This is a genomic window from Streptomyces sp. NPDC030799, assembly GCF_055572255.1.
Window position 1 is genome coordinate 171276 of record NZ_JBVIDS010000010.1, and the last position, 12721, is coordinate 183996.

Annotated in this window: 11 protein-coding genes; 1 reads left to right on the plus strand and 10 read right to left on the minus strand. The window is 71.2% G+C overall.

From position 1 onward, the window contains the following. Window positions 1-112: 112 nt before the first annotated feature. The 5 genes from trmD to ACZ41I_RS25085 form a co-directional block, all read right to left on the minus strand. Entirely contained in the window at window positions 113-946 is an 834-nt protein-coding gene (gene trmD, locus ACZ41I_RS25065) for a tRNA (guanosine(37)-N1)-methyltransferase TrmD (RefSeq protein ID WP_468515098.1), read from the minus strand. After that, window positions 946-1524 (minus strand): ribosome maturation factor RimM, encoded by a 579-nt coding sequence (gene rimM / locus ACZ41I_RS25070; protein ID WP_468515099.1) that lies wholly within the window; start codon window positions 1522-1524, stop codon window positions 946-948. Before rimM ends, trmD begins: the two co-directional genes overlap by 1 nt. Before the next feature lie 102 nt (window positions 1525-1626). Then, window positions 1627-1866 carry an RNA-binding protein gene (locus ACZ41I_RS25075; protein WP_003973401.1) on the minus strand — a complete coding sequence of 80 codons (240 nt, stop codon included), beginning with the start codon at window positions 1864-1866 and terminating at the stop codon, window positions 1627-1629. 5 nt (window positions 1867-1871) lie between these two features. After that, window positions 1872-2291, minus strand: a complete 420-nt coding sequence (gene rpsP, locus ACZ41I_RS25080; protein ID WP_030785131.1) for a 30S ribosomal protein S16 — start codon at window positions 2289-2291, stop codon at window positions 1872-1874. A 303-nt stretch (window positions 2292-2594) separates the two neighbouring features. Further along, entirely contained in the window at window positions 2595-3191 is a 597-nt protein-coding gene (locus tag ACZ41I_RS25085; protein ID WP_363218174.1) for a hypothetical protein, read from the minus strand. Window positions 3192-3714: 523 nt separating this feature from the next. Here ACZ41I_RS25085 and ACZ41I_RS25090 point away from each other — a divergent pair. Then, on the plus strand, window positions 3715-4632 hold the full coding sequence (locus ACZ41I_RS25090; protein WP_363218175.1) for an SAM-dependent methyltransferase: 918 nt from the start codon (window positions 3715-3717) through the stop codon (window positions 4630-4632). Here the strand turns inward: ACZ41I_RS25090 and ftsH are convergent. From ftsH to ACZ41I_RS25115, 5 genes are all read right to left on the minus strand, one after another. Further along, complete coding sequence (gene ftsH, locus ACZ41I_RS25095) at window positions 4629-6572, minus strand: ATP-dependent zinc metalloprotease FtsH (RefSeq protein ID WP_468515100.1); 1944 nt, start codon at window positions 6570-6572, stop codon at window positions 4629-4631. The two genes, ACZ41I_RS25090 and ftsH, sit on opposite strands and share 4 nt — an antisense overlap. A gap of 61 nt (window positions 6573-6633) precedes the next feature. Beyond that, the gene (gene ffh, locus ACZ41I_RS25100) at window positions 6634-8184 is read right to left on the minus strand and encodes a signal recognition particle protein (RefSeq protein ID WP_399770783.1); all 1551 of its coding nucleotides are present in this window, start codon (window positions 8182-8184) and stop codon (window positions 6634-6636) included. Between the two features lie 123 nt (window positions 8185-8307). Next, window positions 8308-10752: a [protein-PII] uridylyltransferase gene (locus tag ACZ41I_RS25105; protein WP_399770781.1), complete on the minus strand. Its 2445-nt coding sequence runs from the start codon at window positions 10750-10752 to the stop codon at window positions 8308-8310. 28 nt (window positions 10753-10780) lie between these two features. After that, entirely contained in the window at window positions 10781-11119 is a 339-nt protein-coding gene (locus tag ACZ41I_RS25110; RefSeq protein ID WP_030990174.1) for a P-II family nitrogen regulator, read from the minus strand. Continuing rightward, window positions 11116-12459 carry an ammonium transporter gene (locus tag ACZ41I_RS25115; RefSeq protein WP_399770777.1) on the minus strand — a complete coding sequence of 448 codons (1344 nt, stop codon included), beginning with the start codon at window positions 12457-12459 and terminating at the stop codon, window positions 11116-11118. The genes ACZ41I_RS25110 and ACZ41I_RS25115 overlap by 4 nt, the downstream gene beginning before the upstream one ends. Between the last annotated feature and the right edge of the window lie 262 nt (window positions 12460-12721).

Consider the following 12721-nt stretch of genomic DNA (forward strand, 5'->3'; position numbering starts at 1 on the left):
CCACAGGTCATCAACGGAAACTAGGTGTACAGGAAGTCTGCCGTGCGGGTCGGGGCGGGCGTCGTCTCCCCCTGTGGCAGGGGCGCACGCCGGACGGGCGCACAACAGCGGTCTATTCTTCCACGCCCTCGGCCCGGCGCCAAAATCGGCCGTACGGCTCCCCGTCCGGGTCGGGCTCCCAGCCCAGGATGGAGAGCATCTCGCGGTCCTTCTTGTCGAAGGCCTTCGGGTCGCAGCGTTCGATCAGGTCGGGCCGGTTGGCGGTCGTACGCCGCAGCGCCTCGTCGCGGCGCCAGCGGGCGATCTTCCCGTGGTGGCCGCTGAGCAGCACGTCCGGGATGTCCCGGCCGCGCCAGACGGGCGGCTTGGTGTAGACGGGGCCTTCCAGGAGGCTCGCCATCGCGCCGGGCGCGAACGAGTCGTCGCGGTGGGACTCGGCGTTGCCGAGGACCCCGGGCAGCAGCCGGGCGACGGCTTCCGTGATGACGAGGACGGCCGCCTCGCCACCGGCGAGCACGTAGTCACCGATGGAGACCTCGTGCACGGGCATGCGGGTCGCGTACTCGTCGATCACGCGCCGGTCGATTCCCTCGTAGCGGGCCGGCGTGAAGATCAGCCAGGGGCGCTCGGCGAGTTCGACGGCCAGTTCCTGGGTGAAGGGGCGCCCGCTGGGGGTGGGGACGATCAGCGCGGGGGCGCGGTCGCCGGAGTCGTAGCCGTCGGCGAGGACCGTGTCCAGGGCGTCGCCCCAGGGGTCGGTCTTCATGACCATGCCGGGTCCGCCGCCGTACGGGGTGTCGTCCACCGTGTTGTGGCGGTCGTACGTCCAGTCCCGCAGGTCGTGCACGTGGACGTTCAGCTGCCCACGCGCGCGTGCCTTGCCGACGAGGGAGACGTTCAGGGGTTCCAGGTACTCGGGGAAGATCGTGACGACGTCGAGGCGCATTACGACTCTTCTCCGGAGGCTTCCCGGGCGTCTTCTCCGGAGGCTTCCCGGGCGGACGCGATCTCGGCGCGGTCGTCGATCAGGCCCGGCGGCGGGGCGACTACGGCCTTCTGCTCGTCCAGGTCGATCTCGGTGACGATCTCCTCCACGAAGGGGATCATGACCTCGGACCCGTCCGGGCGCTCCACGATGAACAGGTCCTGCGAGGGCAGGTGCGAGATCTCGGTGATCCGGCCGACCTCCACGCCGTCCTCGGTGACCACGTCGAGGTCGATGAGCTGGTGGTCGTAGTACTCGTCCTCGCCCTCGGGCAGCTCCTCCGGGTCGACCTCGGCGATCAGGAGGGTGTTGCGCAGGGCCTCGGCCGCGGTGCGGTCGGCGACGCCCTCGAAGCGCAGGAGGAGACGGCCGCTGTGGACGCGTCCCGTCTCGATGGTCAGCGGTCCCGCGGAGGCGGGATCCGTGGCGAGTACGGCGCCGGGCGCGAGCCTGAGTTCCGGCTCGTCGGTACGTACCTCGACGGTGACCTCGCCCTTGATGCCATGGGCACGGCCGATCCGTGCGACTACCAGCTGCACGTGTCCAATTCTCCTGTCATCTCCTGCCGGCGTCCTCTCATACGACTGCGGGCCGGGGACGGCCAGTGGCCCTCCCCGGCCCGAGCCGGTTGCGATGAAGCGTCAGCGGACGTGATCCACGTCGACCAGGTCGACGCGGACACCGCGACCGCCGATGGCGCCCACGACGGTGCGCAGGGCGCGCGCGGTGCGGCCGTTGCGGCCGATCACCTTGCCGAGGTCGTCCGGGTGTACCCGGACCTCCAGCACGCGCCCGCGGCGCAGGTTGCGCGAGGCGACCTGCACATCGTCAGGGTTGTCGACGATGCCCTTCACGAGGTGCTCAAGCGCCTCTTCGAGCATGCTGCTCAGGCCTCGGTCGACTCGGACTCGGCAGCGGCCTCGTCCTTCTTCTCAGCCTTCTTCTTCTGGGTGATCGCCTCACCCTTGCCCTCGTCGTCACCGCCGAGAGCCTCGAACGACGGACGGGCCGGCTTCGGCTCGGCGACGAGCAGCGGCGCGGGAGCCGGCTCGCCCTTGAACTTCTGCCAGTCGCCGGTCTTCTTCAGGATGGCGAGCACGGGCTCGGTCGGCTGCGCGCCGACACCCAGCCAGTACGCCACGCGCTCGGCGTCCACCTCGATGACCGACGGGTTGTAGGTCGGGTGGTACTTGCCGATCTCCTCGATGGCCCGGCCGTCACGGCGGGTACGGGAGTCGGCGACGACGATGCGGTAGTGAGGCGAACGGATCTTGCCCAGACGCTTCAGCTTGATCTTGACTGCCACGGGAGTGGGTTCTCCTGGATTTGACGTGGTTGGGCACGGCGAGCTGCCGCGTGGGGTTGCGGTACCCGAATGCCCGATGGACGCGTCAGCCGGAGGAGAGAGGGGTCCTGTGCGGCTGTCGAGTACAGCTAGCCATTGTGCCACACCCTGTGGGTCGCTTCGGGCCGAGGGTGAGTGAGTGAGTGCGCGTGGGCATGCCGGAGAGGCACCCGGCGTGGAGGTGAGGTCACGTCGGGTGCGCTGCCCGGTCGCAGGCGGGACCACTTCCGGCACCCACGAGATGCCGGTATGCGCGGCCCGCGATCATGCCGCCCCCGCGACCTCCGGGATTCTGAACGGCTTGCCGCAGCCGCCGCAGACGATGGGGGCCTGGGCCAGGACCGAGGGGACCACGCGGACGTTGCGGCCGCAGTCGCAGACCGCCTTGACGCGGACGCCGCCGCCGGAGGAGCCGTGCCGGGCGGCCGGACCGCGGAAGGTGCGGGAGGTGTCCGAGGAGGTGGCCGCCGTGTGGGCCCGCAGCGCGCGTTGCAGCCGCTCGATGGTCGGGCGGTAGCGCCGCTTGGCCTCGGGGTTGAGCGTGACCAGGGAGAAGCCGCTGCTCGGGTGCGGCTCCTCGGGGTGGTCGAGGCCCATTTCCTCGGCGATCGCGAGGAAACGGCGGTTGTGGTAGCGGCCGGCGCGGGAGGTGTCGCGGATCCCACGGGCGGCTGCGATGCCGTGGACTGCCTCATGGAGCAGTCGCTCGAAGGAGAGTTCGTGACCGCACGCGGACGACGACTCCCCGATCAGGGACTCTGGCGCGGCGAGGTCCGGCAGCTCGGGGTGGTACCGCTGAATGTCGGCCCACGCCTGTGCCAGCTCTGCGGCGAGAACAGGTGGTGTCTGTGTCGTGCTCACGTAATGACAACGAGCGGGAGCTCGAATGTGTTCCTATTCCGGGTCATCTCAAATAATTTGCACGTACCCGTCAGTTGGCACTGATGCGTCCGGACGAGGGCGGGTGCGCAGATCTGCGGAGAAGCCGCACAGCTCCTACCAAGCTGGTGCGTAGTCCGCCGTACGACCCGGCATGTACGGCCCGGTGCCGCTGTGGTCGGCGGTTGCGCAAGAGACGTTTCGGCCGCTCTCCTCGCGATGCCTCACTTCGGTCAGCGTCTGTGACGGCCGTGACGTTACCGCTCGCCGTCCGGCGCCCCGGCACCGGTCGGTACCCCGGAAGCGGACACCGTATGGCCTTGCGGATGACGGGGATGTGAAATCTCGCCACACCCGCGTCCGGAGTCCAAGCGGGAGCCCACGCCCCCTGGACGGGTCGGCGAGCCGGGAGTTACCTGACATACGTGGGAAGTGCGCGCGCACGGCACGGGGGCCACGCAACCGGGCACAGCGGCGAACTGTCGGCGGATTGGGGCGCTTACCTATGACACCTACGCTCGTGCGGCAGCACGCGTTGCACGCGGATTCCGCACCCCGCGTGGATCTGTGCGCACGCGCGCGTGACTGGTCCGAGATCCAGGAGCGGATGCTGGTGCCGCTCTACGAAGCCGTCTACGAACGACTCGAAGTGGGTCCCGCCACCCGGCTGCTGGGCCTGCGCTGCGGTTCCGGGCTCGCGCTGCTGCTGGCGGCGGGCAGAGCTGCCACGGTCACGGGGGTCGACACCTCCTCCCCCGAACGGCTCGCCCTCGCCCGCGAACGGCTGCTGCCGCAAGCCCCGCGGGACGGCAACGGCGACATGGCCGTGCACGGCGGAAGCAGCCGCCCACGCGCGCGTACGCAGGCGCGGCTCGTCGACGGCCCGCCCCGTGACGCGGCCGGCGCTCAGACGGCCACGTACGGCCTGGTGACCGTCTTCGAGCCGATCGGCTGTCTCGCCGGCGACTCCGAGGGGCTCGGCGAGCTGCTCGCGGAGGCGCTGCCGCTGGCCGCGCCCGGCGCCGCCGTGGTGCTGACCGGGTGGGGCCCTCCGGAGCGCTGCGCCACCTCCTCGGTGCTGCGGGTGGCGACGAAACTGGCCGATCCGCTGCGCAGCGCGCGCAGCTGGCGGCCCGCCCGGCGGGACGACCTGGAGGAGGTCGCCCAGCGGGCGGGGCTGAAGCCCGACGGCTCGGGGCGGGTGGCCTGCCCGTTCGGGTACGCCGACGTCGACAGCGCGGTACGCGGGCTGCTGTCGACCGGCCTGTTCGACGCGGCGATCGCGGCCACCGACGCCAAGCAGGTCGACAAGGAGCTGACGGAGGCCCTGCATCCGCACCGGCGCCCGGACGGGACCGTCTGGATGCCGAACGTCTTCCGCTACCTCGTCGCCCGGGTGCCCCAGGACGCCCGGGTGCCCTAGGGGGTGTCGCTCTCCTTGGCCAGGCGCGGGATCCCCGCGATCCGGTACGCGTCCGCCTCCTCCAGCGTCTCGCTCGCCAGCAGCGCCTCGGCGAGAGCGTCCAACTGGCCGCGGTGCTCGCGGAGCTTGCGGCAGGCCTCCTCGTAGCACTCGTCGACGATCCGGCGCATCTCGGCGTCGATGACGTCGAGGGTCTGCGGGGCGGCGGCGAGGCCGTAGGCCTGCTGGGCGTCGTTGGGAAGGGCGGAGAGGCGGCCGACCTCCCGGCTCATGCCCCAGCGGGACACCATCCCGCGCGCGATGTTGGTGACCTGTTCCAGGTCGCTCTCGGAACCTGTGGTGATCACGCCGTAGACGACCTGCTCGGCCGCCATGCCGCCGAGGGCGCCGATGATCCGGCCGCGCAGATACTCCTCGGTGTACGCGTACTTGTCGGCGTCCGGTGTGGAGAGGGTGACGCCGAGCGCGCGGCCGCGGGGCACGATGGTGATCTTGCGGACCGGGTCGGCGCCCGGCTGGAGCATGCCGAGCAGGGCGTGCCCGCTCTCGTGGTAGGCGGTGCGCCGGCGTTCCTCCTCGGGCATCACCAGCGGGCGTTCCGCGCCGAGCTGGACCTTCTCCAGTGCGTCGGAGAGGTCGGACTGGGTCACGTGCGCCTGTTTCCGCTTCACCGCGAGCAGCGCGGCCTCGTTGGCGAGGTTGGCCAGATCGGCGCCGGTCATGCCCGGGGTCGTACGGGCGACCTGGGCGAGGTCGACGTTCCCGGCGAGCGGGATGTCGCGGGTGTGGATCTCCAGGATGGCCTCGCGGCCGCCGCGGTCCGGGGGCGAGACCTGGACCACCCGGTCGAAGCGGCCGGGGCGGGTCAGCGCCGGGTCGAGGATGTCGGCGCGGTTGGTGGCGGCGATGACGATGACGCCCTCCGAGCCGGAGAAGCCGTCCATCTCGGTGAGGATCTGGTTGAGGGTCTGCTCGCGCTCGTCGTGCCCGCCCATCGAGGCGCCGCCGCCGCGGGCCCGCCCGATGGTGTCGATCTCGTCGATGAAGATGATCGACGGGGCGACCTTGCGGGCCTCCGCGAACAGCTCCCGCACACGCGAGGCGCCCACGCCCACGATCATCTCGATGAACTCGGACGCGGACGCGGAGAAGAACGGCACACCCGCCTCGCCGGCCACCGCCCGCGCGAGCAGTGTCTTGCCGGTGCCGGGCGGGCCGGCCAGCAGCACCCCGCGGGGCATCTTGGCGCCCATACGGCGGTAGGCGTCGGGGTTCTTCAGGAAGTCGACGACGTCGTTCAGCTCGCCCTCGACCTCGTCGATGCCGGCCACGTCCTCGAAGGTGGTGCGCTTCTCGCCCGGCACCAGCTCGACCGGCTTCGGCGGTGCCTTGCGGCCCAGCATGCCGCCCGCGCCGCCGAGGCCCGCACTCATCCGCCGCGCGATGAAGATCCACAGGGCGACGATCACCAGCATCGGCGCCAGCGAGATCAGCAGGTTGGACAGGAAGCTGCGGTGCTGGACGACCGGCTCGGCGGTGACCGTCACCTTGTGCTTGGTCAGGTTCGCCCAGAGGTCGTCGTGCGCGAACGACGGGCGCTCGGTGTTGAACTTGGTGTAGTTCCCGCCGCCCTCGGGCTTCTTCTGCTGCTTGCGCAGCTGGCCCTGGATCGAGTCGCCCTTGGCGTAGATCTTGGCGACATTGCCGTCGTTGACCTGCTTGCTGAACTCGGTGTACGAGATCGTCGGCTCGTTGGCCTGGTCGAAGTAGGACAGCACCAGGTTGGCGATCAGGTATACGACCAGCGCGGTGACGACCAGCCGCCACCAGCCCCCGCGCATCCGGCGCCCGCCGGGCGGCTGCTGCGGCGGCTCGTCCGGGGCGCCCTCGGTACGCCAGGGCTGGTCGGGTGACTTGCGTGGCGGCGCGGGGTTGGTCATATGCGGACGGTACGGCACCGACCAGACCCCGGCACGCGCAGAGGCGAACTCAGGGGCGGAGTCAGCCCATGAACTTCTTGAACTCGTCCGGCAGCTCGAAGTCCTGGCCGCCCTGCTGCGGCAGCCCGAAGGCGTTGCCGCCCTCCGCCGCGGCGGCCCGGCGGGCGGCCTCCTCCAGCTCCTGCTGCTTGCGCTTCATCGGGTTGCCGGAGCGCTGCTTGCCCTTGGCCTTCTTCTGCTGCTTCTTCTGCCGGCCCGGGCCGCCGCCCATGCCCGGGATCCCCGGCATGCCCGGCATGCCGCCGCCCTGGGCCATGCGCGACATCATCTTGCGGGCGTCGAAGAACCGCTCGACCAGGTTCTTCACCGCGCTGACCTCGACACCGGAACCCTTGGCGATACGGGCGCGGCGGGAGCCGTTGATGATCGTCGGGTCCTGGCGCTCGGCCGGGGTCATCGACTTGATGATCGCGCCCACGCGGTCGACTTCCCGCTCGTCGATGTTCTGGATCTGGTCCTTGATCTGGCCCATGCCCGGGAGCATGCCGAGCAGCTTGGAGATGGAGCCCATCTTGCGGACCTGCTCCATCTGGGCCAGGAAGTCGTCCAGGGTGAAGTCCTGGCCCTTCTTGGACGCCAGCTTCGAGGCCATCTTGGCGGCCTCTTCCTGGCTGAAGGTCTTCTCCGCCTGCTCGATCAGGGTGAGCAGGTCACCCAGGTCGAGGATGCGGGAGGCCATCCGGTCCGGGTGGAAGGCGTCGAAGTCGTCCAGCTTCTCGCCGTTCGACGCGAACATGATCGGCTTGCCGGTGATCTGCCGGATCGACAGGGCGGCACCACCGCGGGCGTCACCGTCGAGCTTGGAGAGCACCACGCCGTCGAAGCCGACGCCGTCGCGGAAGGCCTCGGCGGTGTTGACGGCGTCCTGACCGATCATCGCGTCGACGACGAACAGGATCTCGTCCGGGGAGACCGCGTCGCGGATGTCTGCGGCCTGCTGCATCATCTCGGCGTCGATACCGAGGCGGCCGGCGGTGTCCACGATCACGATGTCGTGGACCTTGGACTTCGCGAAGTCGATGGACTCCTTGGCGACCTTCACCGGGTCGCCGACGCCGTTGCCCGGCTCGGGCGCGTAGACGGCGACGCCCGCGCGCTCGGCGACGACGCTGAGCTGGTTGACGGCGTTCGGGCGCTGGAGGTCGGCGGCGACCAGCAGCGGGGAGTGGCCCTGCTCCTTCAGCCAGCGGCCGAGCTTGCCCGCGAGGGTGGTCTTACCGGCACCCTGCAGACCCGCCAGCATGATCACGGTGGGGGGCTGCTTGGCGAAGCGGAGACGCCGGGTCTCGCCGCCGAGGATGGTCACCAGCTCGTCGTTGACGATCTTCAGGACCTGCTGGGCCGGGTTCAGCGCGCGCGAGACCTCGGCGCCGAGTGCACGCTCCTTGACGTTCTTGATGAACGTCCGGACGACAGGAAGGGCGACGTCCGCTTCCAGGAGCGCGATGCGGATCTCGCGTGCGGTGGCGTCGATGTCCGCCTCGCTCAAACGCCCCTTGCCGCGCAGATTCTTGAAGGTCGCTGAGAGGCGGTCGGAGAGAGTATCGAACACGGCGGCGTCGGTCCTCGGAGTCGGGGGCAGTCTGAGCGTCTTCCAGGGTATCCGGCCCCGCAAGCTCTTCGTCCTCGCGCGCCCGCATCGAGTGAGTGCGCGGGGACAACCGACCCTACGGGGTCACGCCCGCAGGGTCTCCTCCAGCACTCTCGCCGTCGACGCCGCGTCCTCCGCCGGCAGTGGCGCACCCGTGCCGGTGGTGACGTAGAACGCATCGACGGCGTTGGAGCCCAGCGTGCTCACATGCATGCTCCGCACCCGTACCCCCGCCTTCTCCAACGCCATGCCGATGCGGTGCAGCAGCCCCGGGGCGTCCTGGGCGCGGACCTCGATCACCGTGGCGTGGCGGGAGGCGGCCGGGGCCACCGTCACGCGGGGCGGCGGGGCGACCCAGCCGCGCCGACGGGGGTAGGCCGCGTCCCGTTCGGCGAGGCGGCCGGCGATGTCCAGGGTGCCGTCGAGGGCGCGGACGAGGTCGGCGCGCAGCCGGGTGGCCTGCGGCAGGGAGCCGTACTCGGCGGCGACCCGCCAGTTGAGCAGCAGGACCGAGCCGTCTTCGACGTCGTCGGGCAGCCTCACGGCGCGGAGTTCCGCCGTACGGACCGTGAGGCGGTGGACCGCGAGGACGCCGGCGACCGCCGGGAGCACGGCGGGCTGGTCGGGTACGGCGATGAGCAGCTCGACGCCGAGGGGCTCGCCGGAGCCGCCCTCCTCAGCGACCGGTTCCGGCTGGGCGCGCAGCGCGAGGACCGGGCCTCCCGTGCGGTACGCCTCGATCGCCAGCCGCTCCTGCTCGACCGTGGGCGCGGCGGGCTCCGGCTCGTCGGGGGCGTCCCCGGCGAGCACGGCACCGACGCGGCGGACCAGGTCGGCGACGAGGGAGCCGCGCCAGGAGGACCAGGCCGCCGGTCCGGTGGCGAGGGCGTCGGCCTCCGTCAGCGCGTGCAGCAGCTCCAGGGTGCTCTGGGTGCCGACCGCCTCGGCGACCGAGCGGACCGTCGCCGGGTCGTCCAGGTCGCGGCGGGTGGCCGTCTCGATCAGCAGCAGGTGGTGGCGGACCAGGAGGGACAGCACGGCCACGTCCGCGCGGTCGAAGCCGATCCGTGCGGCCACGTCCTTGGCGATGATCTCGCCGGCCACCGAATGGTCGCCCGGCCAGCCCTTGCCGATGTCGTGCAGCAGGGCGGCGACCAGGAGCAGGTCGGGGCGGCTGACGCGGCGGGTCAGTTCCGAGGCGCGGACGGCCGTTTCGATCAGGTGCCGGTCGACCGTCCAGATGTGGACGGCATTGCGCTGCGGGCGGAAGCGGACCCGCTCCCAGTCCGGCAGCAGGCGGCTGATCAGGCCCTCCGCCTCCAGCGCCTCCCAGACGTCCACCGTCGGACGTCCGGAGCCGAGCAGCGTCACCAGCTGCTCGCGGGCCTCGGCGGGCCAGGGCGTCGGCAGGGGGCGCGCGGTGGCGGCCATGCGCCGTACGGCGTGCAGGGAGAGCGGGAGGCCTGCCTGCGCGGCGGCGGCCGCGGCGCGCAGGGGGAGCACGGGATCGCGCTCCGGGCGCGCGGCACGGGCGAGCACCACCTCGCCGTCCTGCTCCACCACGCCCTCGGCCAGCGGGGAGCGCTCCGCGACCGGCTTGCCGCCGCCCAGCATGGCGCGCAGGCGCGGGCGGACGGCGCGTGAACGCAACACGCGCCCGACCTCGCGCCAGGTGACGTCACTGGCGTACGAGATGACCCCCGCCGCCTCGTAGACCTGTCGCAGCAGCGTGTCCGCGTCCAGCAGCCCCAGCTCGGCCGCCACCTGGTCCTGCTCCTGCAGCGCGAGCCGGTCGGTCGCGCGCCCGGTGGCCAGATGCAGCGCGTCCCGTACGTCGAGCAGGCGCCGGCGGGCGTCCGCGAGGCCCTCGCGCGGGGCGTCGGCGAGCCAGGAGGCGGCGACGGCACGCAGCGCGGTGGCGTCCCTCAGGCCGCCGCGGGCCTCCTTGAGGTCGGGTTCGAGCAGGTACCGCAGCTCGCCCTGGCGTTCGGCGCGCTCGGCGCACAGTTCCCGGAGTTCGGGGAGGCGTTTGGGGGCCTGGTTGCGCCAGTCGGCGAGGACGGCCGTACGCAGCCCGGCGGTGAGGCCGGCGTCGCCGGCGAGATGACGGGCGTCCAGGAGGCCCAGTTGGACCTTCACGTCCTCGCCCGCGGTCTTGCGGGCCTCCGCGGGGGTGCGCACGGAGTGGTCGAGGGCGAGGCCGAGGTCCCAGACGGGGTACCAGAGGCGGTCGGCCAGGGCGGCGACCGCGCCCGGGTCGGAGCCGTCGTGCAGCAGCAGGAGGTCGAGGTCGCTGCGCGGGGACAGCTCGCCGCGGCCATAGCCGCCCACGGCGACGAGGGAGACCCCGTGCACCCCGTCCGCCGCCGCGGCGAACAGCCCGGCGAGCCAGTCGTCGGTCAGCCCCGCGAGGGCGGCACGGCGCGGCGGCCCGGACCGCGCCCCCTCGGTGAGGAGGCGCAGCCGGGCCGCCGCGTAACCGCTGGGTCCCGAGTCCTCTGCTTCAGTTCGCACGTCCGTTCCCGTCACCCAGCGACTCCGTTTCTCAGAGGTGTCCTCAGAGCGCGTCCGGACCGCGCTCGCCGGTGCGGACCCGTACGGCGGTCTCGACCGGCAGCGACCAGACCTTGCCGTCACCGATCTTGCCGGTGCGGGCCGCCTTGACGATGACCTCGATCAGCTGTTCGGCGTCGTCGTCCTCGGCCAGCACCTCGATGCGGATCTTGGGGACCAGGTCGACGGTGTACTCGGCACCGCGGTAGACCTCGGTGTGGCCCCGCTGACGACCGTAACCGCTGGCCTCGGTGACCGTCAGGCCGTGGACGCCGAAGGCCTGAAGGGCTTCCTTGATCTCGTCGAGCCGGTGGGGCTTGACGACGGCGGTGATGAGCTTCATGCGTCCACCTTCTTGGTCTGCGCGGCGGCCAGGGCCGGGGAGTGGGCGGCGGAGCCGATGACACCACCGCCGGCGCCGCTGAAGTCGTAGGCGGTCTCGGCGTGCTCGGCCTGGTCGATGCCGGAGATCTCCTCGTCCTCGGTGACCCGCATGCCGATCGTCTTGTCCAGCAGGAAGGCGAGGACCGCGGAGACGATCAGGGAGTAGGCGAGGACCGCGCCGACACCGGCGCACTGCTTCCACAGCTGGGTCCAGGTGTGGTCGCCGTAGAAGACACCCGTGGCGGTGGACTGGCCCTTGCCGGTGGCGAAGAAGCCGATGAGCAGGGAGCCGATGATGCCGCCGACCATGTGGACGCCGACGACGTCGAGGGAGTCGTCGTAGCCGAACTTGAACTTCAGGCCCACCGCCGCGGCGCAGGCGACACCGGCGATGGCGCCGACGGCGATCGCGCCGAGCGGGGAGACCGCGCCACCGGACGGGGTGATCGCGACCAGACCGGCGACCGCGCCGGAGGCGGCGCCCAGCGTGGTGAATGCGCCGTGCCGGATCTTCTCGTAGGCGAGCCAGGCCAGCATGGCGGCGCCGGTGGCGACCTGCGTGTTGACGAACATCAGCGCGCCGACGCCGTCGTCGTTGCCGAGCCAGGAGCCCGCGTTGAAGCCGAACCAGCCGAACCACAGCAGGCCCGCGCCGAGCATGACCAGCGGGAGGCTGTGCGGGCGCATCGGGTCCTTCTTGAAGCCGACGCGCTTGCCGATGACGAGGATGACACCGAGGGCGGCAGCACCCGCGTTGATGTGGACCGCCGTACCACCCGCGAAGTCGATCACGCCGAGCTTGAAGGCCCAGCCGTCGGCGCCCCAGACCCAGTGGGCGACCGGGACGTAGACGATCGTGGCCCACAGGGCGATGAACAGCGACCAGGCCGAGAACTTCACCCGGTCCGCGAGGGCGCCGCTTATCAGGGCCGGGGTGATGATGGCGAACATCATCTGGAAGACCATGAAGACGAACACCGGGATGGTGTAGCCGGGCCACAGCTCCGTCAGCCCGATGTTGCCGAGGCCGAACCAGTCGGAGTTCCAGCCGATGAGGCTGTTGTGCTCCCCGAAGGCGAGGGAGAAGCCGTAGAGCACCCAGAGAATGGTGACGATGCCCATGCTGATGAAGCTCATCATCAGCATGTTGAGGGTGCTCTTGACGCGGACCATGCCTCCGTAGAAGAAGGCCAGGCCCGGGGTCATGACCAGCACCAGGGCGGAACAGATGAGCATGAAGCCTGTGTTCGCGGCAGACAGCTTGGGTGCCTCCGCGGCAAGCGTGATGGCTGGGGCCATCGGCGTCTCCTCGTCGGTTGGTACGGCCCCGTGCGGGCGGTGCCTGAGCGGTCCGGCGGGTCGGGGGGTGTAGGCCGGTTATGCGCCAAGAGATTGGCGCAGCGCGGTTTCGGTGGAAGCCCCTCGTTGTTTCGCCGGGGTGACAAGGGCGCCCTGCTTGTTACGCCTGGATGAACCGCCGGATTCCGGGCTCGTCGATCGTTATCGTGGCGCAACCTCCCGGAGGATCCTGCCGGAGACGCAGGCCGGCCGCGGCGGGCCT

Coding starts and splice junctions, on each gene's coding strand:
- ACZ41I_RS25115 (WP_399770777.1), bottom strand. CDS start 12,459: ATGGCCCCAGCCATCACGCTTGCCGCGGAGGCACCCAAGCTGTCTGCC.
- trmD (WP_468515098.1), bottom strand. CDS start 946: ATGCGCCTCGACGTCGTCACGATCTTCCCCGAGTACCTGGAACCCCTG.
- ACZ41I_RS25090 (WP_363218175.1), top strand. CDS start 3,715: ATGACACCTACGCTCGTGCGGCAGCACGCGTTGCACGCGGATTCCGCA.
- ACZ41I_RS25075 (WP_003973401.1), bottom strand. CDS start 1,866: ATGCTCGAAGAGGCGCTTGAGCACCTCGTGAAGGGCATCGTCGACAAC.
- ACZ41I_RS25110 (WP_030990174.1), bottom strand. CDS start 11,119: ATGAAGCTCATCACCGCCGTCGTCAAGCCCCACCGGCTCGACGAGATC.
- ftsH (WP_468515100.1), bottom strand. CDS start 6,572: ATGACCAACCCCGCGCCGCCACGCAAGTCACCCGACCAGCCCTGGCGT.